The 23,230-nt window shown below is 62.3% G+C and carries 22 protein-coding genes; 10 read left to right on the top strand and 12 right to left on the bottom strand.

What is annotated here, in order from left to right; genetic code table 11:
• Positions 1 to 3: 3 nt before the first annotated feature.
• The 3 genes from ACQZ6J_RS05770 to ACQZ6J_RS05760 all read left to right on the top strand — a co-directional run bounded on the left by ACQZ6J_RS05770 (position 4) and on the right by ACQZ6J_RS05760 (position 4,319).
• Positions 4 to 1,377, top strand: a complete 1,374-nt coding sequence (locus ACQZ6J_RS05770; RefSeq protein ID WP_163986817.1) for a GH1 family beta-glucosidase — start codon at positions 4 to 6, stop codon at positions 1,375 to 1,377.
• A 69-nt stretch (positions 1,378 to 1,446) separates the two neighbouring features.
• On the top strand, positions 1,447 to 1,995 hold the full coding sequence (locus ACQZ6J_RS05765) for an NADPH-dependent FMN reductase (protein WP_449082556.1): 549 nt from the start codon (positions 1,447 to 1,449) through the stop codon (positions 1,993 to 1,995).
• 110 nt (positions 1,996 to 2,105) lie between these two features.
• Complete coding sequence (locus ACQZ6J_RS05760) at positions 2,106 to 4,319, top strand: putative bifunctional diguanylate cyclase/phosphodiesterase (RefSeq protein ID WP_163986949.1); 2,214 nt, start codon at positions 2,106 to 2,108, stop codon at positions 4,317 to 4,319.
• A 2-nt stretch (positions 4,320 to 4,321) separates the two neighbouring features.
• Here ACQZ6J_RS05760 and trhO read toward each other — a convergent pair whose 3' ends face one another.
• The 3 genes from trhO to ACQZ6J_RS05745 form a co-directional block, all read right to left on the bottom strand.
• On the bottom strand, positions 4,322 to 5,266 hold the full coding sequence (gene trhO, locus ACQZ6J_RS05755) for an oxygen-dependent tRNA uridine(34) hydroxylase TrhO (RefSeq protein WP_449082554.1): 945 nt from the start codon (positions 5,264 to 5,266) through the stop codon (positions 4,322 to 4,324).
• Between the two features lie 252 nt (positions 5,267 to 5,518).
• Complete coding sequence (locus tag ACQZ6J_RS05750) at positions 5,519 to 6,430, bottom strand: CHAD domain-containing protein (RefSeq protein WP_449082552.1); 912 nt, start codon at positions 6,428 to 6,430, stop codon at positions 5,519 to 5,521.
• Complete coding sequence (locus ACQZ6J_RS05745) at positions 6,408 to 6,893, bottom strand: CYTH domain-containing protein (RefSeq protein ID WP_163986813.1); 486 nt, start codon at positions 6,891 to 6,893, stop codon at positions 6,408 to 6,410. The genes ACQZ6J_RS05750 and ACQZ6J_RS05745 overlap by 23 nt, the downstream gene beginning before the upstream one ends.
• A gap of 158 nt (positions 6,894 to 7,051) precedes the next feature.
• Between ACQZ6J_RS05745 and ACQZ6J_RS05740 the strand changes: the two genes are divergently transcribed.
• From ACQZ6J_RS05740 to ACQZ6J_RS05730, 3 genes are all read left to right on the top strand, one after another.
• A complete protein-coding gene (locus tag ACQZ6J_RS05740) occupies positions 7,052 to 7,690 on the top strand; it encodes a 2-dehydro-3-deoxy-phosphogluconate aldolase (protein ID WP_163986812.1) in 639 nt (212 codons plus the stop codon).
• Positions 7,691 to 7,818: 128 nt separating this feature from the next.
• Complete coding sequence (locus ACQZ6J_RS05735) at positions 7,819 to 8,526, top strand: tellurite resistance TerB family protein (RefSeq protein WP_163986811.1); 708 nt, start codon at positions 7,819 to 7,821, stop codon at positions 8,524 to 8,526.
• A gap of 91 nt (positions 8,527 to 8,617) precedes the next feature.
• Positions 8,618 to 8,833 (top strand): hypothetical protein, encoded by a 216-nt coding sequence (locus tag ACQZ6J_RS05730; protein ID WP_204326538.1) that lies wholly within the window; start codon positions 8,618 to 8,620, stop codon positions 8,831 to 8,833.
• A 34-nt stretch (positions 8,834 to 8,867) separates the two neighbouring features.
• Here ACQZ6J_RS05730 and ACQZ6J_RS05725 read toward each other — a convergent pair whose 3' ends face one another.
• The 3 genes from ACQZ6J_RS05725 to ACQZ6J_RS05715 form a co-directional block, all read right to left on the bottom strand.
• Positions 8,868 to 9,977: a nickel/cobalt transporter gene (locus ACQZ6J_RS05725; RefSeq protein ID WP_449082548.1), complete on the bottom strand. Its 1,110-nt coding sequence runs from the start codon at positions 9,975 to 9,977 to the stop codon at positions 8,868 to 8,870.
• On the bottom strand, positions 9,971 to 10,630 hold the full coding sequence (locus ACQZ6J_RS05720) for a DUF1007 family protein (protein ID WP_204326537.1): 660 nt from the start codon (positions 10,628 to 10,630) through the stop codon (positions 9,971 to 9,973). Before ACQZ6J_RS05720 ends, ACQZ6J_RS05725 begins: the two co-directional genes overlap by 7 nt.
• A 91-nt stretch (positions 10,631 to 10,721) precedes the next feature.
• The gene (locus tag ACQZ6J_RS05715; protein ID WP_449082546.1) at positions 10,722 to 11,615 is read right to left on the bottom strand and encodes a LysR family transcriptional regulator; all 894 of its coding nucleotides are present in this window, start codon (positions 11,613 to 11,615) and stop codon (positions 10,722 to 10,724) included.
• A gap of 530 nt (positions 11,616 to 12,145) precedes the next feature.
• On the opposite strand from ACQZ6J_RS05715, the gene odc2 reads away from it, so the two are divergent.
• Positions 12,146 to 13,279, top strand: a complete 1,134-nt coding sequence (gene odc2, locus ACQZ6J_RS05710; RefSeq protein WP_163986806.1) for an ornithine/lysine decarboxylase — start codon at positions 12,146 to 12,148, stop codon at positions 13,277 to 13,279.
• 95 nt (positions 13,280 to 13,374) lie between these two features.
• Positions 13,375 to 13,965, top strand: coding sequence for a GNAT family N-acetyltransferase (locus tag ACQZ6J_RS05705; protein ID WP_163986805.1), 591 nt, complete (start codon positions 13,375 to 13,377; stop codon positions 13,963 to 13,965).
• 58 nt (positions 13,966 to 14,023) lie between these two features.
• Here ACQZ6J_RS05705 and ACQZ6J_RS05700 read toward each other — a convergent pair whose 3' ends face one another.
• From ACQZ6J_RS05700 to ACQZ6J_RS05675, 6 genes are all read right to left on the bottom strand, one after another.
• On the bottom strand, positions 14,024 to 15,406 hold the full coding sequence (locus ACQZ6J_RS05700) for a cytochrome-c peroxidase (RefSeq protein ID WP_449082543.1): 1,383 nt from the start codon (positions 15,404 to 15,406) through the stop codon (positions 14,024 to 14,026).
• Between the two features lie 19 nt (positions 15,407 to 15,425).
• A complete protein-coding gene (locus ACQZ6J_RS05695) occupies positions 15,426 to 17,054 on the bottom strand; it encodes a phospholipase C (RefSeq protein WP_449082541.1) in 1,629 nt (542 codons plus the stop codon).
• Between the two features lie 451 nt (positions 17,055 to 17,505).
• A complete protein-coding gene (gene cysE / locus ACQZ6J_RS05690) occupies positions 17,506 to 18,321 on the bottom strand; it encodes a serine O-acetyltransferase (RefSeq protein ID WP_449082539.1) in 816 nt (271 codons plus the stop codon).
• Between the two features lie 117 nt (positions 18,322 to 18,438).
• Positions 18,439 to 19,428 (bottom strand): WD40 repeat domain-containing protein, encoded by a 990-nt coding sequence (locus ACQZ6J_RS05685; RefSeq protein ID WP_449082537.1) that lies wholly within the window; start codon positions 19,426 to 19,428, stop codon positions 18,439 to 18,441.
• The gene (locus ACQZ6J_RS05680; protein WP_449082535.1) at positions 19,428 to 20,540 is read right to left on the bottom strand and encodes a CobW family GTP-binding protein; all 1,113 of its coding nucleotides are present in this window, start codon (positions 20,538 to 20,540) and stop codon (positions 19,428 to 19,430) included. The genes ACQZ6J_RS05685 and ACQZ6J_RS05680 overlap by 1 nt, the downstream gene beginning before the upstream one ends.
• A gap of 140 nt (positions 20,541 to 20,680) precedes the next feature.
• Positions 20,681 to 21,472, bottom strand: a complete 792-nt coding sequence (locus tag ACQZ6J_RS05675; RefSeq protein WP_449082533.1) for a creatininase family protein — start codon at positions 21,470 to 21,472, stop codon at positions 20,681 to 20,683.
• Positions 21,473 to 21,558: 86 nt separating this feature from the next.
• Here ACQZ6J_RS05675 and ACQZ6J_RS05670 point away from each other — a divergent pair, with 86 nt between their 5' ends.
• Together ACQZ6J_RS05670 and ACQZ6J_RS05665 are read left to right on the top strand one after the other, a co-directional pair.
• On the top strand, positions 21,559 to 22,071 hold the full coding sequence (locus ACQZ6J_RS05670; protein WP_163986798.1) for a MarR family winged helix-turn-helix transcriptional regulator: 513 nt from the start codon (positions 21,559 to 21,561) through the stop codon (positions 22,069 to 22,071).
• Positions 22,072 to 22,190: 119 nt separating this feature from the next.
• Complete coding sequence (locus tag ACQZ6J_RS05665; protein ID WP_112800582.1) at positions 22,191 to 23,210, top strand: substrate-binding domain-containing protein; 1,020 nt, start codon at positions 22,191 to 22,193, stop codon at positions 23,208 to 23,210.
• Positions 23,211 to 23,230: the final 20 nt, after the last annotated feature.

The following is a 23,230-nucleotide window of genomic DNA, read 5'->3' as shown; positions in this document are numbered from 1 at the left end:
ATCATGATCGATCCGAAGCTTCTTGCCGATCGCTTCCCCGGCGATTTCACGTTCGGCGTTGCCACCGCCGCATTCCAGATCGAGGGTGCCACCAAGGCCGATGGCCGCAAGCCATCCATATGGGATGCCTTCGCCAATATGCCCGGCCGGGTCTATCAGCGGCAGAACGGCGATGTCGCCTGTGACCATTACAATCGGCTGGAGCAGGATCTCGACCTGATCAAGGAGATGGGCGTCGAAGCCTATCGCTTCTCGATCGCCTGGCCGCGCATCATTCCCGAAGGCACCGGCCCGGTGAACGAAGCCGGCCTCGATTTCTACGACCGCCTTATCGACGGCTGCAAGGCGCGAGGGATCAAGACCTTCGCCACCCTCTATCACTGGGATCTGCCGCTGATGCTCGCCGGCGAGGGTGGCTGGACGGCGCGCTCGACGGCGCATGCCTTCCAGCGCTACGCCAAGACGGTCATGGGCCGCCTCGGCGACCGGCTTGATTCCGTCGCCACCTTCAACGAGCCGTGGTGCATCGTCTGGCTCAGCCACCTCTACGGCGTCCACGCGCCCGGCGAACGCAACATGCAGGCGGCGCTTTATGCCATGCACTATATGAACCTCGCCCATGGTCTCGGCGTCGAGGCGATCCGCTCCGTGGCGCCGAAGGTGCCTGTCGGTATCGTGCTCAACGCATCGTCCATCCTGCCGGGCTCGGATCGTCCCGAAGATCTGGCGGCGGTCGAGCGCGCGCATCAGTTCCACAACGGCGCTTTCTTCGATCCGATCTTCAAGGGCGAATATCCGAAGGAGTTCGTCGAGGCGCTCGGCGATCGCATGCCTGTCATCGAGGACGGCGATCTGAAGACCATCAATCAGAAGCTCGATTGGTGGGGCCTGAACTACTACAAGCCGGACCGGGTCTTCGATGATGCGTCCAAGAGTGGCGATTTCCCCTGGACGAAGGAAGCGCCGCCGGCAAGCGACGTGAAGACCGACATCGGCTGGGAAATCTATGCGCCCGGCCTGAAGCATGTCGTCGAGGACCTCAACAAGCGCTACGACCTGCCGGAGTGCTACATCACCGAGAACGGCGCCTGCTACAATATGGGCATCGTCAACGGCGAGGTCGATGACCAGCCGCGCCTCGATTATTACATCGAGCATCTCGGTATCGTCGCCGATCTCATCAAGGACGGCTATCCGATGCGCGGCTACTTCGCCTGGAGCCTGATGGACAATTTCGAATGGGCGGAGGGCTATCGCATGCGTTTCGGCCTCGTCCACGTCGATTACGAGACCCAGGTCCGCACGATCAAGAAGAGCGGCAAATGGTACAGCAAGCTTGCCGCGCAGTTTCCGAAGGGCAATCACAAGCCGGTCTGATCGTCCGGCTTCTTCTGCGCAGGAATTTCAGGCCGTGCCCGAATCGGCGAGGCCTGATAGACACGGCGCATGACCTCGCGCTCCGTTTCCCTCTATGCGCTTTGCGGCAGTCAGCGGCAGGCTTCGAGCAGCCGCAGACTGCTTGAAGCCTTGCAATCTGCGTGCCCGGACGATGTCACCATCGTAATTTGCGATCTGATCGGCGATCTGCCGATCTTCAATCCGGACCATGAGGGCGGGAAAACGCCACCCCTCGTCGAGACCTTTGCGGTGGAGATCCGCAAGGCCGATGGCTTGATCGTATCCTGCCCGGAATATGCTCACGGCATACCTGGCGGGTTCAAGAACGCCCTGGACTGGCTGGTTTCTCGGGACGAGGTGCCGTTCAAGCCGCTGATGTTCGCCCACGCCTCGCATCGCGGCGATCTCGTGTTGGCGCAGTTGACCGATGTATTGCAGACCATGTCGCTGCGGATCGTGCAGGACGCCTTTTTACGCCTGCCGATTGCCGGCAAGAGCGACGAGGCACAGGCACAGATGCTGCTGGAGGCGCGCGAAAGCGGCCTTCTCTCGGCGAGTCTCGGCCGTTTTGTGCGGGCGATTGCCGCCAGCACGTAAATTCTTCGCGCTTCTGCAAATATACAACTATTTCCTGTAGGAATCTCGAATTCACCTTAACCGTTTTTTGAAGACCTGACGGCAGACTCCCATGCCAAGGAGAAAAGGTGTTGGGAGCAGCTTTCAAGTCGTTGCGAGTCGATGCGCAAATCGGTCGTCATTCCATCGTGACGGCCGTTCTGATTTCTTTTGCGCTGGTCGTTGCCGTCGTGACGCTCATGGTGCTGACCGCAATCGGGCGGGTGGCCGATTATTCCAACAAGCTCGACGACGAACGCTCCTGGGAGACGACCGTCGGCGCGCTAAAGACCTTCCAGGGGCAGCTCGAGGCGACGCTGCACGATCATTCCGCGCGCAACGATGCGGCGCGAAGCGTCTACGGCATCGACGATCGCGGCTGGATCGCCGGCAATTACGGCGACATATCGTCCAACGGTGCGCTGTTCGATACCGCCGTCATCGTCGACGACGACAACAAGCCGATCATTGCCTATCACGATGGCGAGCTGCTGACAGAGAACATCGGGGATGTCCTCGGCGCTGCCGTATGGGCTCTGGTCGACCAGGCGCGCAATACGCGCGTGACCGGTGTGCCGGAGGCCTCGGGTTATATCATGACAAGGGATGGCATCGCCGTGGCCGGCGCTGCGACGATCCGTGAAAGATCCGGCCGCATTCCGGTGCCCGAAGGCCAGCGGCGCTACCTGATCCTGGTGCGCTATCTCGATGCCGCGCGGATCAAGATGCTCTCCAACACCTATGTCATCAGCGGTTTGACGCTGGTGCCGCCGGAGACCGTGGCGCGCTATGCCGTCTCCATCGTCGATCCACTCGGCAAGTCGCTGGGGCGGCTAATCTGGAGCTCGCGTGAACCGGGCGACATGAGCTATCAGCAGGTTCGTCCGGTGGTTCTCGGTGCGCTCGGGCTTGTCGGCCTGTTCTTCGTGGTGCTGCTGATCCTGGGATCGCTGGCGGGGCGCAGGCTGCGGGCGGAAGAGGTGCAGGCGCGTCAGGTTTCGCTGCGCGACCGGCTGAGCGGCCTCCTCAATCGCGAGGGGGTGCGGCTCGATGTGGATCGCCTGGTCGAGCGGGCGCGCGGCGACGGCACCAATGTCCTGCTTCTCTACCTCGATCTCGACGGCTTCAAGGAAATCAACGATGCCTATGGGCATGGAACGGGCGATCAGCTCATTCGTGCCGTGGCAGCCGGGCTCAGGGTGCTCGTGCCGCCGCAGGCGGCGCTTGCGCGCCTGGGAGGGGACGAGTTCGCCATCGTCTTCCCGACGAGGGAGCTCAACGACGCGCCGGCCTTGCGGCTGGGCGAGCAGATCCTGGATTTCCTTTCGGAGCCGTTGGAGATCGGCCGCCGGGTGGTCGTCGTCGGCGCCAGCATCGGCATTGCGAGCTCGCCGGAAGGCCGCATAGACCGAGAGGAGCTGGTGCGTCGCGCCGATCTTGCCATGTACAAGGCGAAGGAGGCGGGTCGTGCCCGCATGACCTGCTACGAGACGGCCATGGATGCGCATCGCGAGGAGCGCAACGCGCTGGAACTCGATCTGCGCCGCGCCATCGAGACCGAGGAGCTGACGGTCGCCTATCAGCCGCTGGTCGATGCGTCGAGCTGCGAAATGACCGGTGTCGAGGCGCTCGTGCGGTGGAACCGCCCCGGCCACGGGCCGATTTCGCCGGAAGCCTTCATCCCCATTGCCGAAACCAGCGGCCTGATCGAGGCGTTGGGCCTGCTCGTTCTGCGCAAGGCCTGCAAGGCCGCGCAGCAGTGGCCGGATCTGCGTGTCGCCGTCAACGTCTCGCCCGGCCAGTTCCGCAACCCCGCCTTTGCCGATTATGTCCGCAGCGTGCTGAACGAAACGGGGATCGAGGCCGAGCGGGTGACGCTGGAAATCACCGAGGGCTATATCATTCAAAATCCGGAGCGCACACGCCAGTCGATCGAGCGGCTGAAGGCGCTCGGCGTCAAGGTGGCGCTCGACGATTTCGGCTCCGGCTTCTCCTCCATCGGCTACCTGCGCCAGTTCGGCTTCGATCGCATCAAGATCGATCGTTCGCTGACGATGGATGTGCTGGAAGACAACCGCGCCCGCGAAATGCTGAAGGCGACGGTGGCATTGGCGCGCTCGCTCGATATCCCGGTCACGGCCGAGGGCATCGAGACCGAGGAACAGGGCAGGGCGCTGCAGGGTTTCGGCTGCGACGAGCTGCAGGGCTATTTCTACGGCAAGCCGATGCCGGAGCCCGAAATCGGCAAGCGGCTTGCTGTCCAGCTGGCCGCGGTGCTGGATGAGGAACGCGGCGCGGCCGCCTGAGATCAGCCGCCGATATGCTCATGGCCGCGCTTGCGGGCAAGCGCGATCTGCCGCTGCCTTTCGCGATAACGCTCGCGATCCTCCTCGCTGCGCTCGTGATAGCAATGGCTGCAGGAGACGCCGGCCTCGTAAAGCGGCGAGGTCAATTCCTCGGCGGTGATGGGAGTGCGGCAGGCGTGGCAGAGCTTGTGATTGCCCTCTTTCAACCCATGCTCGACGGAGACGCGCTCGTCGAAGACGAAGCATGCGCCTTCCCAGAGGCTTTCCTCCGGGGGGACTTCCTCCAGATATTTCAGAATGCCGCCCTTGAGGTGGTAGACCTCGTCGAAACCTTCCTGCTTCATGAAGGCGGTAGCCTTTTCGCAGCGGATGCCGCCGGTGCAGTACATGGCGATCTTCGGCTTGTTGTGCAGGCCGCCGTTCTGCCGCACCCATTCGGGAAACTCGCGGAAGGTCTTGGTCTTCGGATCGACCGCGCCCTTGAAGACGCCAATGGCGGTCTCGTAGTCGTTGCGGGTGTCGATGACGATGGTATCGGGATCGGAAATCAGCGCATTCCAATCCTGCGGCGCGACATAGGTGCCGACGACCCTGGTGGGGTCGATATCCTCGACGCCCATGGTGACGATCTCTTTCTTGAGCTTCACCTTCATGCGCACGAAAGGCATTTTCGACGCGCGGCTTTCCTTGTGCTCGAGGCCGGCAAATTCCGGCTGGGAGCGCAGGAAGGCGAGGACCGTGCCGATGGCCGCATCCGTGCCGGCAATGGTGCCGTTGATCCCCTCATGCGCGAGCAGCAGCGTGCCCTTGACGCCGTTCTCCTCGCAGAGCGCAAACAAAGGCTCGCGCAGGCTCTCGAAGCGCGGAAAGGGTACGAAATGATAGAGCGCGGCAACGAGGAATGCGCCGGTCGCGTCGCGCCGTGGATCTGAGAACATGTCGGTCATGGCGGGGAAATACAATTTTGTGAGCTTTCAGGCAATCGGGATTCGTATTTTGACACCATGAGACCGGGCAGCTTCGATCCTTCGAGGCACTGCCACCGGGGCCAGCGGATAAGGGTGGAGTGGCCTGCGGGCCTCAGGACAGTGCTCCACGGCGATGGAATAGGGCGCTGGTGCCCAGCCGTTATGCTGAGGTGCGCAGGCCGTCAGGCCGGGGCCTCGAAGCACGAAGGCGGGCGAGGAGCCTCGTCAGCCTCAATCCGCCGCTTCCAGCCAGAGGCGCTTGACGGTCCGCGCTTCGCGTTCCGGCTTGTCGGCAAAGACCCAGCGGGCCCGGGTCAGCGCCTCGTCGCGCGCGATCTGCTGCCGGGAGATGATCGCTTCCAGCAGGCGGGCGCGATCGTCGCTTCCGTTGAAGAGATGCGGCTCGCGATCCGCGACATCCGATAGTATCGACATGTCGAGATAGCGGCCGAGCACATCGACCAATGCCTTGGCTTCCAACTGTTTGGCATGCATGGCGGCGGGCCAGACGTCGCGCAGCAGCATGTGATGCATCCAGTAATCCTGGCTGCGCTTGCGCAGATCGTGAAAACTCTCCGCGTGGGCCGCATCCGCATGGCATTCGGACAATGCCTCCATCGCCTTGCGGACGTTCTTGCGCCAGCCTTTCTGGAAGAGGCGAGCCGTATCGCGACGTCCGCACCCGAACGATGCGTCCTTCAGCGCTTCGAGCGCCTCGTTGCATGTGGCGACCGCGGCCCGCGCCTTGTCTTCCAAATCCGTCTCGGCTTCCGCCAGATGGTCGCGCCGGGTGGTCAGGACGTCGCTCACGCGGGTCAGCGCGTGCGATTCATCCTCCGATGCCGCGGTCGTCTGAAGGTAGTGGCTGATCTCGATCAGCGCGGTCGCGTCGCGGACGCCGGACAGCGTTTGCGCCATGGCGCGAAGCCGGTCGTTCTCCCGCCGCTGAAATTCCCGCGCGACGGGGGCTACCAATCGATAGAGCGCGCGCACGCGCTTGATGTTCTTGCGTGCGGCATGAACCGCTTCGTGCAGGCCTTGCGGCCTGTCCGTCAGGGCGGCCATCGCCTTGCCGAGTTGATGCGCGGCGGCTTTGTGCACCTCGTCATCGAGAGCCCGGTCAGGCCGTATGCGATAGCTCATCGTACTCCCGTTCGAACTGCGTCGCGAGGGCCTGGTTGGAATAGCGATATTCGCCGGTCACTTCGCGGCCGATCCAGTCCGGGAGTTCGGGATTGTCGTTTTCGGAGCTCATTTCCACTTCGGCGATCACAAGGCCGCGATGGGCGCCTCGAAAGACATCCACTTCCCAGACGAAACCTTTGAACGGCACCTTGTGGCGGGTTTTTTCGATGACCAGGCCGATTGCCGTTCCCAGCAATTCCTCCGCGTCGTCGACGGGGATTTCGTATTCGAACTCGTCCCGCGTCATCGCCTTGCCGATCTTGATCGTCAAGGTCGCCTTCGTATCGTTCGTCAGCCGTACCCTTACGGAACGACCGTCCATGGAGGCGATATATCCCTGGCGCAGGATCAGCCTCTCGGTCACGAGATTACGCCAATGATCGCCGCGCACCAGAAACTTTCGCTCGATCTCTTTTGCCATGCGTTTGACATGCTCCACCGGCACAGATCGGTCTAACGTATAGCATGTTACGACGAATTCCTACCCGTCGTGCCCAACACATGCTTTTGTCTCGACAAGCCCTCACGGGGAGGGTATTCGAAAGCCGGTTTCAATCGTTTTAAAGGAGCGCACCGACCATGGGCGAGAAAACCGAAAAGCTTCTTTCCATCCTGAAACTGCAGCCCGTCGTTCCGGTACTGATCGTCGATGATGCGAAATCGGCCGTGCCGCTCGCCCGCGCGCTTGTGGCAGGCGGTCTGAAGGCCATCGAGATCACGCTGCGCACCGCCGGCGCGCTCGACGCCGTCCGCGCCGTTGCCGAGGAAGTGGAAGGGGCCGAAGTCGGCGCCGGGACGATCCTCAACGTCAGCCAGTGGGAAGCGGCCGTCGAAGCCGGCTCCAAGTTCATCGTCAGCCCCGGCACGACGCAGGAGCTGCTCGATGTTGCGCGCGGATCGCATGTGCCGCTGCTGCCCGGCGCTGCAACCGCAAGCGAAGTCATGGCGCTGCGCGAGGAGGGCTATAAGGTGCTCAAGTTCTTCCCGGCCGAGCAGGCTGGCGGAGCTGCCTATCTCAAGGCCCTGTCGTCGCCGCTTGCCGGCACGATCTTCTGCCCGACCGGCGGCATCTCGCTGAAGAACGCCCATGATTATCTCTCGCTGCCGAATGTGATCTGCGTCGGCGGTTCCTGGGTCGCGCCGAAGGAGCTGGTCGCCGCCGGCGACTGGGCCGGCATCACCAAGCTTGCCGCCGAGGCTGCGGCGCTCAAGGGCTGAACCCGCCGAAACCCGATTTCAAAGGCGTGCATGGAGCCATGCGCGCCTTTTTTCTTTGTCGCGGATTTGTATTTGCGGTTGCGCTTCCTATCTCCCTTTCACCAACGCCAGGACGGAAGGAGCACCACATGATCGATGCCCGCAAGCTGCTGGATCAGTTTCTGGGATCGCAGATCCCGGGATTGCAGGGAAGCGTCAAGGACAAGGCGACCGATGTGATCAATCTCGCCCGGGACAATCCCATGGCGACGAGTGCGATCGCCGGTGTGCTGGTTGGCACGAAGACCGGGCGGCAGATCGCCGGCAATGCCCTGGCGCTCGGCGGCCTCGCCGCGATCGCGGGCCTCGGATACCAGGCCTACAAGAATTACCAGGCCGGCAACCAGCCAGAGCCGGCTCCTCAATCCGCCCCGCAGGCCGAGCCGCAGTTCCTGCCGCCGCCGACGGACTCCGGTTTCAGCACGGCGCCGGCGATCGCCAGCAACGATTTTACGCTCTCCCTCGTGCGGGCGATGATCGCTGCCGCCCGCGCCGACGGCCATATCGACGATGCGGAGCGTCAACGCATTCTCGGCAAGGTACAGGAGGCCGGCGTCGGATCGGAGGCGGAAAGCTTCTTCCAGCGCGAGCTTGCCAACCCCGTCGATCTCGATGCCATCGTCGCCTCGGCGAAGACGGACGAGCAGCGCGTGCAGGTCTACACGGCCTCGCGTCTGGCGATCGAGCCGGATTCGCGGGCCGAGCGCGGCTACCTCGACCTGCTCGCCGGTCGCCTCGGCCTGCCGGATGCATTGGTCGATCATATCGAAGCCACGGTTGCAGGCGCCAAAGTCTGATCCCGTGTGACGTTCGGGCCGGTTGCCTTTCCTCGGCAGCTGGCCTAAGCCTTCGCCGGAACACACGCATCGGTGCCAGGGGTCGGCCAAATTGACGGATAAGAAAAGCGAAACCCGATCTGCGGCAATTGCAGCCGGCATTATCTTGCTGGTCGCGACAGCCTTGCTTTACCTGATGCCGAACGTCATCGTCTGGCTGGGTTCGATATCGCCATGGCTCGGCACCGGTTTCGGCGTGCTCGTCATCCTGGCGTTCTTCTTCGTGTTCTGGCTGCGAGCCCGCTACCAGCGCCGCAAAGGGCAATAGCCCCCTCATCCTGCAGCGCTCCTATTGAATTGCTTCAGTTCTGCAGCGAAGCGCCGAGCAGGATGACGCCGGTGCAGATGACCAGCAGCGCGCCGAATATCTCGATGCCATTGCCGACCCAGACCGAAAGTCTCGAGCCCTTGCCGGTGAAGCGGACGGCCGTGCCTTTGGCGAAAACGGCAATGATGGCAAGCAGCGAGACGGTCATAGCCGTGCCGATCGACATGGCGAGCACCGACAGCAGCCCGCCGAGATAAAGTCCGTTCAGCATGGAAAAGGTCATCACCAACAGCGCACCCGAGCATGGGCGCAGCCCGACGGCGACGATGGCCGACCAGGCTTCGCGCGCGCTGAACTTCTCGTTGGACAACATCTTCGGATCGGGAAGATGGGCGTGTCCGCAGGCCTCGCAGAACGCGCCATCGCCGGTCGCGTGCGCGGGGTCGTAGCATTGGAAGCCTGTGGCGGACATCGCAGCGCTGCTGCGGACAAAGCCTCTTGCCGAATCCGTGCCGGTCGCCGCCCCTTCGAACAGCGAGAGGCTGATCGGGCCGGCCGACGTCGCGAGTTGCATCTCCTGACGTTGCGCACGGCTCTGCAACATCGCTCGCAGCTTGCGGAACAGCAGCCAGGCGCCAAACAGGATGACCATGACGAAGCTTGCCAGCTCCATGGCATTGGTTGCCATCGTCATGGTGATGCCCGAGCCGCGCAGCACGAAATAGGCGGCACCGACGACCAGGACGGCAACGAGGCCCTGAATGAGCGCCGACACGAAGGAAATCCCGATGCCGCGCTTCAGTTCGATTTCATTGGCGACCATGTAGGAGGAGATCACGGCCTTGCCATGGCCGGGGCCGGCGGCATGGAAGATGCCATAGGCGAAGGAAAGGCCGATCAGCGTCCAGAGCTGCCAGGGGTCCTGGCGCATGGCCTCGATGGACTTGGTGAGGGCGCGATAGAAGGCCTGCTGCTCGTAATTCACATACAGAAAGATCGGCGCAAGCGGGCCGCCGATCGGCTGGAAGCTCGGTTCGGCCGTGCCGATGCCCAATGGCGAGCCTGCGGCATGCGCCAGGCCGGCTGTTGCCAGAAGGGCGAGCATTGCGGCCGGAGCGAGCCTCTTTACGTTCGAAATCAGCATTCGACATCTATCCGCGTTGCGAAGAGTTTCGACATGGTCGTTCCCGTCGGATCGTTGAAGAAGGCGTCCGTCAGGGTCGACCTGTTCTCGGCGATCACCTCGTCCGGATCGGGACGAACGACCTTTTGCGTGCAGCTTTTGAAGGCGTCGCCCTCGGTCACCAGCTCGTTGTCGCTCGGGAAGTCGATCGAGGTGTAGAGCGTCGGATCGTAAATCCCGAAGCTCAGCTTGTTGCCCTTGGTGAGCGGCATCGGCTCGGATGGCTTGACGGCGAAGAACATCAGGAGCTGGCCGTCGCGATAGTCGACATTGATGACGTCGGGCTTGTCCACCTTGATGGTTTTGCCGTTCAGCGTCAGGTTCGTGTAGTAGTCGTACTCGGCAAGAGAATCGCGAACGGTCTTGCCGACCTCCTTCAGCTCGTCCGGATCGAGCTTCAGATTGGTGTTCTTGTCGAAATCCATGAGCACGGAGGAGGAGAAGACTTCGTCGAAGCGCCAGACGTTGCGCATCTCCTTCACGTTGCCGTCCGGACCTGCGAGCACCTCCAGACGTGCTTCCACGAAGATATGCGGATGGGCCGACACGGCAGCCGGCGCGAGCAGGAGGCCGCCGGTCAGGGCAACAGCATAGACGGTCGTGGATTTTCTCATGCGTCCGATGTGTTTCGCGAGCATTGATTCACTTTGATTTCTGGTCAGAAAATGAGACGGAATTGGGACCGGCCGGCCGGCTTTGGGCCGTTCAACCGTGCTTGCGGAACCAGTTATACAGGTAGTCCACAAAGATGCGCACCTTGGCCGGGAGATAGCGCCGGTGCGGATAAACGGCATAGATGCCGCGATCCGTCGGCAGATAATCGTTGAACAGCGTCAGCAATTGTCCGCTTTCGATCGCCTTGCGGCCGATGAAGTCCGGAACGATGGCGATGCCGAGACCGGTGAGCGCGGCACGCAGCGTCGCATGCGGGCTGTTGACTTCGAGCGTGCCGTTGATGGCGACGTTGAAGGTGGTGCTGTCGGCATCGACGAAACGAATGTTGCCCTGCGAGCGGGTGTTGGTGTCGATGATAAAAGGCACGCGTGTAAGATCGGTCGGATGTTCCAGAGCCGGATAGCGATCGAGGAATTCCTGTGTCGCGCACAGGTGGACGCGGAAGTCCGAGATCTTGCGGGCGATCATGCCGGAGTCTTCGAGTTTCGTGATGCGCACGGCGACATCGAAGCCTTCCTCGATCAGGTCGACGAAGCGGTCGTCCGCCGCGATCTCAAGCGCAAGGTCCGGGTTTTCCTTGGCGAAGTCGATCAGAGACTGCCCGACATCGGCATCGACGAAGGTGCGCGGCACCGAGACGCGCAGCCGCCCCTTGAGCTGCTGGTTGTTCTCGCGCACGAGATCGGCGAGATTGTCGATCTCCTTGAGGATGTCGGAGGCGGTGCGATAATAGGTGTGGCCGGCCTCGGTCATGGAGAACTGGCGCGTCGTGCGGTTGAGCAGCAGCGCGCCGAGCTCGTCCTCAAGCTCGCGGACATATTTCGAGAGCAGGGCCTTGGAGCGCCCGGTCTTGCGCGCCGCCGCCGAGAACCCCTCCGCTTCCACCACGTCGATAAAGGCACGAATCCGGGTTAACGTATCCATGGTGAAGCCTCCCGTTAACTGTTTCCGGATGTTGAACAAAACGCGCTGATTTGTTCAATTATTTTTTTAGGGCAGGGGCGAAAAAAATTCTTGATTGTTACGGCGAATGTACCTATTTCCGGATCAGCCCAAAGTCGCACGTGCCCGTGGGTGTCCGCCGATCCTCGATGTGGTGAGAAAATCGGTAAGGTACCTGGAACTAACCCCTCCAGTCGCTATTTCGGCCAACCGAAAAATGCGAGGACATCTGAAGCAACGACGGTGCGGGCCTTTTTGTTCTCTCCCGGCTTTCCATCAGCCGGGGTTACTGAAGAGGCACACCTTCATTGCCGGAAGTGCGGTTGGGATAATCCCTCCAATCCATGGCAGACAAAGCGAACCAGCGCCGCTTGCGGCACTCGTTCATCATCCGCGCTTCGCGCATTTGCACGGTACCGGGGTCTCCACCGGCTGGTTCCTGAGCGAATGAGCGTCGCCCTTTGTCCTCTGGGTCTTTTCCCGGAGCTTTTGGAATTTGAAAGGGAATTGACATGACCACGCAACGTATTCGCGATTTCCTCGCTACCCGACGTCCGGACGGTCCTTGCCTGGTGGTCGATCTCGATGTCGTCCGCGACAACTTTCATGCTTTCCGTCATTCCATGCCCGACAGCGCCATCTACTATGCCGTCAAGGCCAACCCGGCTCCGGAAGTGCTGCGCCTGCTTGCCAGCCTCGGCTCCAACTTCGATTGCGCGTCCGTCGCTGAAATCGAAATGGCGCTCGAGGCCGGTGCGACCGCTGCCCGCATCTCCTTCGGCAACACCATCAAGAAGGAGCGCGATATCGCCCGTGCGCATGCACTCGGTATCAACCTCTTCGCCGTCGACAGCCACGAGGAAGTCGAGAAGATTTCCCGTGCCGCTCCCGGCGCCCGCGTGTTTTGCCGCGTCCTGACGGATGGCGAAGGCGCCGAATGGCCGCTGTCGCGAAAGTTCGGCTGCGTCCCGCAGATGGCTGTCGACGTTCTCGTCTACGCTCATCAGCTGGGTCTGGAATCCTACGGCGTGTCTTTCCACGTCGGCTCGCAGATGACCAAGGTCGATGCCTGGGACTCTGCTCTGGCCGATGCCAAGCGCGTCTTCGTCTCGCTCGCCAAGCAGGGCATTCACCTGCAGATGGTCAACATGGGCGGCGGTTTCCCGACCAAGTACCTGCGCGACATTCCTTCGGCCGAAGCCTATGGCAAGGCGATCTTTGCGTCTCTGCGCGCCCATTTCGGCAACCAGATCCCGCACACGATCATCGAGCCGGGCCGCGGCATGGTCGGCAATGCCGGCGTGATCAAGGCTGAAGTCGTCCTGATTTCGAAGAAGTCGGACAACGATGCCGCTCGCTGGGTTTTCCTCGACATCGGCAAGTTCGGCGGTCTCGCCGAAACCATGGACGAGGCGATCCGCTACCCGATCCGCACGGAGCGCGATAGCGACGAGATGGAACCCTGCGTCATCGCCGGCCCGACCTGCGATTCGGCTGACGTGCTTTATGAGAAGAACCTCTATCCGCTGCCGGTGACGCTCACCATCGGCGACGAGGTCCTGATCGAAGGCACCGGCGCCTACACCACGACCTACTCGGCTGTGGCGTTCAACGGTTTCGACCCGCTGAAGGCCTACATCATCTAAGGTCCGATAAAGCCGCCCCCGTAGCCAGTCGGGGCGGCACCCTCACAATAGTTTGTCACCGCCGCTGATAACGGTATTGGGCACGGGAGGCCGAGATGGCCGCTGTTCTTGATTCTGTCCGCGCATTCTTTGCGCCCACCACTTTCACTCTCGACCTGGAAAACGCAGGCGATGTCGTTGCGCGCGAAAACCTGCTGGATCGCGCCATGGGCGCCGATCGCCGCAAGAAGTCGTCGGAAAAGCTGCGCCAGGGCCGCGTTCCGGCCGAAGGCCTGGCGCTGGTCGCCCGCGACCGTTCGGGTCACGTCATCGGCACGGTTCGCCTTTGGAACGTCGAAGCCGGCGTCGATCGCGAGACCCGCCCGGTCGATGCGCTGCTGCTCGGCCCGCTGGCCGTCGATCCCGCCTATGAAGGCAAGGGCATGGGCTCGGCGCTGATGCGCGCCGCCATCATGGAAGCCAAGAAGCGCGGCCATGGCGCCATCCTGCTCGTCGGCGATGCGCCCTACTACGAGCGCTTCGGCTTCTTTGCCGCAAAGACCCGCCATCTTGTCATGCCGGGCCCGTTCCAGCGCGAGCGCTTCCTTGCGCTCGAGCTCAAGGACGGCTGGCTGGACAGCGCTGCCGGCATGATCGTTGCCAGCGGCCGCAAGCTTGCCCAGCCGCCGGTCGCCAAGGCTGCGTAAAGCCAACGAACAGTTCTGAAGTCCTACTGCGCCTCCTCCCACCCGCGCGGAGGCGTTTTTATTTGGCGGCCTTCACACTGTCCTTTGCGGGATCGTAGCCATCCGTCAACGTTTTCAGGAAGGCGACGACATCGGCGATTTCGGCCTCGTTGAGGGCCGGGGCATCGCCGGGCTTGCGGTTCATCGGCGCGTCGATGACGTCGATATTGGCCTGATACCGCGGCGGCAGATCATCGTATTTCAAGACCTTGCCGCTCGCATCCTTCGGATAGATCTCCTCCGGATTGGTGTCGCGCTTGACGTAGAAGCGGGTCACATCCTCAAGGGTGCGGTAGACGCCGTTGTGGAAGAAGACATGGCGGGTCGCGACGTTGCGCAGCGTCGGCGTCTTGAACAGGCCGCAATTCTGCTGCTGGGCGGAATAGGTGTCGTTGCGCAGCGGGCCGCAAATGCCGGTGTCGTAGTAGTGCGCATCGGCATTGGCCGGAATGGCCGGATTGCGCGGCGCGCCGAGCGCTTCGAACTCGAAATCGGTAAAATTGGGCATCTGCCCGTCGCCGGTCATCTTGTCGAGATGGCAAGAGGCGCAATTGCCCTTGTTCGGGTCGTCGAACAGCTTCAATCCCCGCGCTTCCGCATCCGTCAGCACCGCCTTGCCGCGCAGATAATCGTCATACTTGCTGGTATAGGGGTGGAAGGAAAGTTCCTCGATCTGATAGCGGGCAAGCGCAAAGCCGATTTCTGAAATCGTCATGTCCTGATCGTTGAGGACATTGTCGCCGAAGAGCGCCGAAATATCCTTGCCGTAACCCTTTTTTAGCTTCGCGTAAACGGTGGCCGCATCGGCATTCGCCATTTCGAAGGGCGAGATCATCGGCTGCAGGGCCTGCTCTTCCAGCGAATCGACGCGCCCATCCCAGAACATGCCGCCTTGCGGCACGAGGTTGGCGGCGGCCGCATCGGCCTTGACGACGGCCTGTGCCGTCAGCGGGCCGGCGACGCTGGCGGGCGCATTGGCCAGGGCCACCCCCGATGCTTCGGTCATCGGCGAGGCTTCCGCGGCCTCGTCGGCAGGGCTTTCCTCTCCGATCGAGAAGGAGGGCGTCGACATCTTGTAGGCGAGGCTGGGCACAGCGCGGATGCCGGGCTGATCGAGATGTGCGCCGCCGAGCTGGACGGCGAGGCCGTTGGCCGGCGCGTAATGGTTGGCGGGATCGTGGCAGGTGGCGCAGGACATCTGGCCGCCGCCCGAGAGCGAGGGGTCGAAGAACAGTCTCTTGCCGAGTTGGGCAACCGTACTCAGCGGCGCCGGGTCGTCATAGCCATCCGTAGCGGCAGAGTTTGCGGCAGGCTCGCTTGCCATGCCGACGGCCGCACCCGCGAGCGAGAGGCTCGCAAGTGCGAGGAGCGGCAGGAGACGGCGGTTGAACTGCAAGGGCATTTCCGTCTCCCTTATCGTTCTAGGAGGCCTGATTGCCGGTCTTCGGGTCGAGGATCAGCTTCGGTGCGTCACCCTTGGACCAGTCGAACATGGCGTTCAGCGAGCCGGCCAGCGCGTCGAACGAGCCGCCGCCAAGGCGAGCGCCGTCCATCCAGTTGTCCTCGATGAAGCGCATGACGGAGGTCTGGTCCGTCAGCGTATGGTCGATGAAGTTGACCTTGGCGTAGGGCGAGATGACAAGCAGTGGCTGGCGCGTGCCGTAACCGCAGCGCCCCTGCGCCGGCTGGCCGTTGACGCCGGGCAGCGGCGTGCCGGTGGAACAGCTGTCGCCGTTCAGCACATCGTAGCCCTTGACCGCGAGCTTCGACGGATTGACGACCGCGTGGGCGTGGTCGTACCAGCCGTCGGAATCGTCGTAGAGGACGATGATGGCGGTATCCTTCCAATCCGGCGAATCCTGAACGGTGTTGACCACCTGCGTCACGAATTCCTGCTCGTCGAGCGGATCGGAATAGCCGGCGTGGCCGTCCTGGTAGGCGGGGGCCTTCAGGAAGCTGACGGCCGGCGTGTTGCCGTTCTTCAGAGCCGCATAGAAGTCGGTCATGTCATACTGGTGGTTGGCCGCGTCGGTGGTGCCGATCGCCGCCACGGAAGACGGGCGCGCATGGGTCGGATTGGCGGTCGAGGCGTAGTATTGGAACGGCTGGTGGTGCGGGATGTAGTCGGCGCTGTTGACTTTGGTGACGGCCGAGGTCGTCGCGCGCTTGCAGTTCGTCGTGCCGTCCGGGTTGGTCGCCGTCAGGTCGAAGCCGCCTTCGAAGAAGCCCCAGGTGATCTTGTGCTCGTTCAGCATGTCGCCGACGTTCTTGCCGTACATCAGTGCCGTCTGGCCGGCCGAGCAGACGTCGCCCGTCGGATCGAAATCGCTGATCGCGGTCCAGCCGCCATTGCCGTCGGGCACGATGCGGCCCTTGGAATAGGTGCCGTCGCTTTCCAGCGTGTAGCCGGGCGGCAGGATGGCGCCGTTGGTCTGGCCGGAGATGAGGTTCAGCGCCCCGGGGGTCGAGGGGCCGAAGTTGGTGGAGAAGGAATTGTCGTTCAGGGCATAGTGCTGGGCGTAGTTCCAGAGCGCGGTGACGGTGTTGCCGTCATAGTACCCCATGACCTGCCCCTTGGTACCGAATGCACCGGCGGCGCCCTTGGTGCCGTGGCCGGTATTGGCCGGGAAAAGGTCCATCGCGAAGTTGTTGTAGGCGGCCTGTTCGGCGGTGTAGCCGTGGTTCTGCGACTGGGTGGCCGCCTGCGTGCGGTCGAGCCGGAAGGGAGCGGCGGCATCCGCGCCGTTGGCCGGATTGGTCTTGTTCGGATTGCTGTCGAGAAGCCCGGCATTGGCCAGCGTGTTGATATCGGCCGGCGTGTTGTCGGCTGCCTTGAATGCCGGTTCGCCGTCGATGTTTGCGGCCTTGGGGTAGGTCGCGAAATAATGGTCGAAGGAGACGTTTTCCTGGAAGATAACGACAAGATGCTTGATCGGTGTCGCGGTATTCGGCACCGGCGCTAGGTCAGCGGCGCCGGCGGTGGAACAGAGCAAAACAAGGGTAAGCGCGCTGCCGGCTGCAAGGGCGGCGCGACGCGAAAGACTGGTCATGGTGATATCCTCTTCGAGTGGGGGCATCGCTCCGGCGCTTGTTGCGCCGCGCCGGGCAGAGAGAACCCTTTCGAGCTATCAACGGAGTATGACAGTTCCATGAAGGGAGCGGTGAGGGGATTCGACCTCGACCGTACCGCATCCTGCAAGTCATTGATTCTGCTGTGTTCAGCGATAAGTGCTTGGAAAGCAGCCGTGTCGTTTGTCTGCGATGCTACCTTATGTCACGGCTAAGCAGGAAAATGAGTTCCCTCATCCGCCCTCGTGGTTCGAGACGGCCCTCTGGGCCTCCTCTCCATGAGGGCTGGTCTTCCGGGACTGGGCTGGAAGAATGGCTTCGTCGTTTAGCGAATGCGTCGGAGCGGCGGCCCGCTCTACCTCATCCCGAGGTGCATTTCGGAGCAAAGCGTAGAAATGCCTCGAAGGACGAGGCGGCCACAATCCCCGGCGACTAGATGTTCTGATCCATCGTCTCGGCCGGGATTTCGTCGGCGCGGTGGATGCGGACGACGACGGCCGGCACGCCGGCGACGGTGCAATGGGGCGGTACGGCTTTCACCACGACGCTGCCGGCGGCGACCTTGCTGAAAGCGCCGACTTCGATGTTGCCGAGGATCTTGGCGCCGGCGCCGATCATCACGCCGTGGCGGATCTTCGGATGGCGGTCGCCGGTTTCCTTGCCGGTGCCGCCAAGCGTCACGTTCTGCAGGATGGAGACTTCATCTTCGATGACGGCGGTTTCGCCGATGACGATGCCGGAGCCATGATCGAGCATGATCGACGAGCCGATCTTCGCGGCCGGGTGGATATCCGGCCCGAAGACGAGCGAGACGAGGTTGGAAAGCCAGCTCGCGATTTCCCTGCGCCCTTCCGTCCAGAGCGCATGGGCGATGCGGTGCGTCTGCAGGGCATGGAAGCCCTTGAGGTTGAGAAGGGCATGCAGATAGGTGGTGCAGGCGGGATCGCGGGTGCGTACGGCGATGAGGTCCGCTTCCGTCGCCTGCAGGATTGCGGGATGCCTGCCGAGCACGTCGGACAGCAGCGAAAGCATATCGGCGTGCTCGATCCTGACGACGCAGAGGCGGGCGGCCAGCACATTGGCCAGGCTTTCGGCATCGGAGCTGCTGGCAAGCAATTGCGCCTGCAGCAACGCCGCAAGCGTCGGCTCGCGCGCCGCAAGCTCGGCGGCTTCATGACGGATCACGTCCCAGACATTCTCGACTGGGGCAGGGGTATTTTCGGCAGCTGCCGTTCCCGATGGGGGCATGATCCTGTCTTTCTCTCCAGAGCGGTTCAGCTCCTCACGGAACTTTCGAACCGCTCTACCTTATTGTTTTTACGCGATAGCCACCAGAAAGCCGCTGCGTATTCTTTTGGAGTGGCTTCAGGCCGAAACGTCGACGACACCGCAGTCGCCGGCTTCGGAGGCAAAGGCGAGCAGCTTGCCCGACTTGCTCCAGCTCATCGACGTAATCGCACCCTTGCCGGGCCGGCGCAAGAGCGCCTCCTTGGCGTCGCCGAGCCGTACCGCCAATATCATGCCGTCGACGAAGCCGATCGCAAGGATATCCTCCGCCGGATGGAACTTCACCGAGGTTGCCATGATGTTCGCGCGGCTGCCGAGCTCGAGCGGCGCCTTGCCCATCGGGCCGTCCTTGCCCTGGAAGGGCCAGACGATCGCGGCCGGCGCACCGGACGATGCGAGCCATTTGCCCTTGTTAGACCAGGAAAGCGACTTCACCTTGGCGGGATAGCCGGTCATGCGCATGTGCCGGGCTTCGGCGCCGGGCTTGGCGTCCAGCTTCCAGCCATGCAGGGCGTTTTCCTGCATGGTCGTGACGATGAACTGGCCGTCCGGCGAGAAGGTGACGCCGGTATGGGCGCCCTTCCATTCGAGATTGACCGGCTGGGCGCTCATGCCGACCCAGTGCAGCGACACGCCATTGTAGCGGGCGACGGCAATGCGCAGACCCTTGGGAGCGAAGGCGATGCCCTCGACCGTGCGCTCTTCCGGAAACTCCTTCGTCGTGCCGTCGGACAGGCGCACGAAGGTGCTCTTGCCATAGGAATAGGCGACCGCGCCTTGCGGACCCGCAGCAACCTGGCCGATCCACTTGCGCGGCGCCTCGGCCAGCGTCGTCGTGCTGCCGTCGGATGCGATCCTGACGACCTTGCCGTCCTCGCCGCCCGAAATCAGGCTCTCGCTATAGGGATCGCGGAGGCAGGTCAGCATTCCCTGATGAGCCTCGGTGACCTTGTCTCCGCCTTCCAGTCGATGGACTGCGCCGGCGGCGCTGGCGAAGAAGGGGGTGTCACCTAAAAATTCGACGGCCAGAACGTGGCCGTCGATATCAAGCGGAGCAACAGTCGGCATCAAGCAGACGCCTCGCAGGCCTTGAAGCTTGCTTCCAGCTTCTCGCGGTCGAGTTCGCGGCCGATGAAGACCAGGCGGCTCTCATGCTTTTCGCCGTCCTTCCAGGCACGCTGATGATCGCCCTCGATGATCATGTGCACGCCCTGAACGACGTAGCGCTCCGGATCGTCCTTGAAGGCGATGATACCCTTGAGGCGCAGGATGTTCGGCCCTTGCGTCTGGGTGATCTTCTGGATCCAGGGGAAGAAACGTTCCGCATTCATCTCGCCGCCACGGAGCGAAACCGACTGCACGGTGACGTCATGGATCGGCGACAGGCCATGATGATGGCCGTGATCATGGTCATGGTCATGGTGGTGATGATCATGATCGTGGTCATGATGATGGTGGTGGTGGTCATGGTCGTGATGGTGGTGATCGCAATCCGGGCCGCAGACATGATCCTCATGGCCGTGCTCGAGGAAGTGCGGATCGTTCTCGAGGGCGCGTTCCAGGTTGAAGGCGCCCTGGTTCAGCACGCGGGCGAGATCGACGCCGGAGCGGGTCGTCTTGTAGACGCGGGCAGCCGGGTTGATGGCGCGGACGACGTCTTCGATCTGGGCCAGCTCTTCCGGCGATACGAGATCGGATTTGTTGATGACGACGACATCGGCAAAGGCGATCTGGTCTTCCGCCTCGCGGCTGTCCTTCAGGCGCAGCGGCAGGTGCTTGGCGTCGACCAGCGCGACGACGGCGTCGAGTTCGGTCTTGGCGCGGACATCGTCGTCCATGAAGAAGGTCTGGGCGACGGGAACCGGATCGGCAAGACCTGTGGTTTCGACGATGATGCCGTCAAAGCGGCCGGGGCGGCGCATCAGGCCTTCGACGACGCGGATAAGGTCGCCGCGCACCGTGCAGCAGACGCAGCCGTTGTTCATTTCGTAGATTTCTTCGTCCGACTCGACGATGAGATCGTTGTCGATGCCGATCTCGCCGAATTCGTTGACGATGACGGCGTATTTCTTGCCGTGATTTTCGGAGAGGATGCGGTTGAGCAGCGTCGTCTTGCCGGCGCCGAGATAGCCGGTGAGAACGGTGACGGGAATGGGCTTTTGCGTGGCTGTTTCGGTCATGGGAGCCTCGAAATAGGGAAGGTTGCCCCGGGGAGCGGACAAGTTTCGCGTTTCATATAAGGAGTTGGCGACGTCAGTTCAAAGGCTTTTATATGTTATAAGATCACATTGGATTGCGGATGGCCGAGCCCGCGGCCGGCTCAAGCCAGCGTCGTCGCATCGAATGCATCGACGTCCTCCAGCAGCTCGACGAGCCCGTTGACCGCGTGCGCAATCAGTCTTTCGCCCTTTGCCGCCGTCGCAGCGCCTGCATTGCCGGCGACGCCCTGCCTGCTCAGATCGGACATCTTCCAGCCGAAGGCGTGGGGACCGTAGGCGCGCAGATGTCTGAAGCGCCCGGTGAACTCCGACTGGCGGGAGGGGAAGTTTTCCGCCTTCGACATGTCCACCTTCTCCGGGTGAAGCGCGAGCATGACCGAGGTCTCGATATCGCCGCCATGGATGTCGATGGCCTTGTCTTCGGGCGCGATCAATCCGTCCGGTATGCCGAAGCGCGTCCAGCTGGTTGCGACCGCCAGCATGTGGAAGCGCACGCGCGCTTCCGTTGCGACGATGGTCATCAGCGGAGAGTTGCCGCCATGGGCGTTCAGCATCACAAGCTTGCGGATGCCAAGGCCTTCCAGCCGTTCGGCGATGCCGAGCCAGCGCCTGACGGCTTCGTCGAAGGCCAGCGTCTTCGTGCCGGCGACGTCCATATGTTCGATGGAATAGCCGACGGACTCGACGGGCAGGAAGGTGACGGGTAGATTGGCTGGAAGAGCAACCCTGAGGCGCGAAACGATTCCCCCGGCGATGAGCGCGTCGGTTTCGAACGGGAGATGCGGCCCGTGTTGCTCATAGGCGGCAAGTGGCAGCACGGCAATCCATTTTGCTCGTTCTTGCGGTGTCAATGTTTCATCATTGTCATCGAAACATGGCAAAGGATGCGCCATCTGAGAGTGTGCCTCTTGTTTATGTCAATAACCTGCGCAATGTCATAGCGTGATGGCGTAGCGACGAAAAGGTCAGCGGAATCACGATGGGCAAGAAGAACAAGGTCGGGAAGAAAAGTAAGTCAGGTAAGAAGAAGGATCACCGTGACTACACGCTTGCCGATCTGTCGCCGGCACTGACACAGGCGGCGCGGTCCATGCGCACGGCGATGACCCGCAGCCTGACGGCGAGTGGCCTCTATGCCGGGCAGGACGGCGTCATTCTCGCATTGGCTGCAAATGACGGGCTTCCGGCAGGCTCGCTGGCGCAGAAACTTGGCGTCAAGGCGCCAACCATGACACGCACCATCGGCCGCATGGAGGCGCAGGGCTTCGTCGAACGGCGGCCGGATGCCGAGGATGCGCGCCTGACCAAGGTCTATCTCACCGAGACCGGGCGAAACAGCGTCAGCGAGATCGAAAGCTCGGCGGCGAGCTGCGACGAGCTGGCCACGCGCGGCTTCTCCGAAAAGGACATCCGCTCGCTCGTGCGCTTGCTCAAGACGATCGAGAGCAATCTCCAGGCCGGGGATGACGACGAGGACGAAGACGAATTCTGAGAATCCCCGAGAATTCGTGTTGCGCGACGTGATTAAAGCTTTTAATTAAATATTTTAAATTCCGGTCTCATAAAACGAAACGGAATATGTTTACGGCTGCGTTTCACGGGGAGGGGCGCGTGGCGCAAAAGATAAAGCTTTCTACGATTGCGGAAACGCTCGGCATTTCAACGGCAACGGTATCTCTGGCCTTACGCGACAGTCCGCTGGTTGCGGTCAACACGCGCGAGAAGATCAAGGACCAGGCCCGTGCGCTGGGCTATATCTACAACCGCCGCGCGGCGAGCCTGAGGACATCGCGATCGGGCATCATCGGCGTCGTCGTGCACGACATCATGAACCCTTTCTACGGGGAAATCCTGAAGGCGATTGAAAGCGAGCTCGACCGCAGCCGTCATACGTTCATCCTCTCCAACCATTATGATTCGGTCGAGAAGCAGCGGACTTTCATCGAGACGCTGCTGCAGCTGGGCGGCGACGGCGTCATCATGTCGCCGGCGATCGGAACCCCGCCCGAGGATTTCGAACTGGCCGAGGAAAACGGCATGCCGGCCATCCTGGTCGCCCGACAGATCGAGGCGCTGGATCTCCCGACCTTTCGCGGCGACGACAGCTACGGCATTTCGCTTGCGACCAATCATCTGATCAGCCTTGGCCACCGCTCGATCGCGATGATCGGCGGCACGGACCAGACATCGACCGGCCGCGACCGCTATCAGGGCTATGTGAATGCCTTGCGCAAGGCGGGCATCGAGGTTGATCCCGAGCTGCGTATTCCCGGCGCCCGCTCCAAGCAAGGCGGGTTCGAGGCGGCGGTGCATTTCCTGTCCTTGCCGCAGAAGCCGACGGCCGCCGTCTGCTGGAACGATCTGGTCGCCATCGGGTTGATGAACGGCATTTCCCGCGCCGGCCTTGTGCCGGGGAGGGACATTTCGGTGACCGGCTACGACGATCTGGAAGAGGCGGCGATCGCGACGCCGGCATTGACCACCGTATGGAACGGTCAGGCCGAGGTCGGAAGGCTTGCAGCGCGCGCGCTTTTGGATAGGTTGGCGGGAAGCCACGAGCCGGACGGTATTCATCTTATCAAGCCCGAGATGCGTATCCGCCAGTCGACGGCTCCCTACAAGGCTCGCTAAGCGGTTCGGCTCTTCGCGGA

The organism is Rhizobium sp. A37_96 (assembly GCF_053521765.1).
The sequence above is the reverse complement of the archived record's forward strand: the minus strand, read 5'-3'. Positions and strand labels throughout refer to the sequence as shown.

Coding starts and splice junctions, on each gene's coding strand:
- ACQZ6J_RS05770 (WP_163986817.1), top strand. CDS start 4: ATGATCGATCCGAAGCTTCTTGCCGATCGCTTCCCCGGCGATTTCACG.
- ACQZ6J_RS05765 (WP_449082556.1), top strand. CDS start 1,447: ATGACCTCGCGCTCCGTTTCCCTCTATGCGCTTTGCGGCAGTCAGCGG.
- trhO (WP_449082554.1), bottom strand. CDS start 5,266: ATGACCGACATGTTCTCAGATCCACGGCGCGACGCGACCGGCGCATTC.
- ACQZ6J_RS05750 (WP_449082552.1), bottom strand. CDS start 6,430: ATGAGCTATCGCATACGGCCTGACCGGGCTCTCGATGACGAGGTGCAC.
- ACQZ6J_RS05745 (WP_163986813.1), bottom strand. CDS start 6,893: ATGGCAAAAGAGATCGAGCGAAAGTTTCTGGTGCGCGGCGATCATTGG.
- ACQZ6J_RS05740 (WP_163986812.1), top strand. CDS start 7,052: ATGGGCGAGAAAACCGAAAAGCTTCTTTCCATCCTGAAACTGCAGCCC.
- ACQZ6J_RS05735 (WP_163986811.1), top strand. CDS start 7,819: ATGATCGATGCCCGCAAGCTGCTGGATCAGTTTCTGGGATCGCAGATC.
- ACQZ6J_RS05725 (WP_449082548.1), bottom strand. CDS start 9,977: ATGCTGATTTCGAACGTAAAGAGGCTCGCTCCGGCCGCAATGCTCGCC.
- ACQZ6J_RS05720 (WP_204326537.1), bottom strand. CDS start 10,630: ATGAGAAAATCCACGACCGTCTATGCTGTTGCCCTGACCGGCGGCCTC.
- ACQZ6J_RS05715 (WP_449082546.1), bottom strand. CDS start 11,615: ATGGATACGTTAACCCGGATTCGTGCCTTTATCGACGTGGTGGAAGCG.
- odc2 (WP_163986806.1), top strand. CDS start 12,146: ATGACCACGCAACGTATTCGCGATTTCCTCGCTACCCGACGTCCGGAC.
- ACQZ6J_RS05705 (WP_163986805.1), top strand. CDS start 13,375: ATGGCCGCTGTTCTTGATTCTGTCCGCGCATTCTTTGCGCCCACCACT.
- ACQZ6J_RS05700 (WP_449082543.1), bottom strand. CDS start 15,406: ATGCCCTTGCAGTTCAACCGCCGTCTCCTGCCGCTCCTCGCACTTGCG.
- ACQZ6J_RS05695 (WP_449082541.1), bottom strand. CDS start 17,054: ATGACCAGTCTTTCGCGTCGCGCCGCCCTTGCAGCCGGCAGCGCGCTT.
- cysE (WP_449082539.1), bottom strand. CDS start 18,321: ATGCCCCCATCGGGAACGGCAGCTGCCGAAAATACCCCTGCCCCAGTC.
- ACQZ6J_RS05685 (WP_449082537.1), bottom strand. CDS start 19,428: ATGCCGACTGTTGCTCCGCTTGATATCGACGGCCACGTTCTGGCCGTC.
- ACQZ6J_RS05680 (WP_449082535.1), bottom strand. CDS start 20,540: ATGACCGAAACAGCCACGCAAAAGCCCATTCCCGTCACCGTTCTCACC.
- ACQZ6J_RS05675 (WP_449082533.1), bottom strand. CDS start 21,472: ATGGCGCATCCTTTGCCATGTTTCGATGACAATGATGAAACATTGACA.
- ACQZ6J_RS05670 (WP_163986798.1), top strand. CDS start 21,559: ATGGGCAAGAAGAACAAGGTCGGGAAGAAAAGTAAGTCAGGTAAGAAG.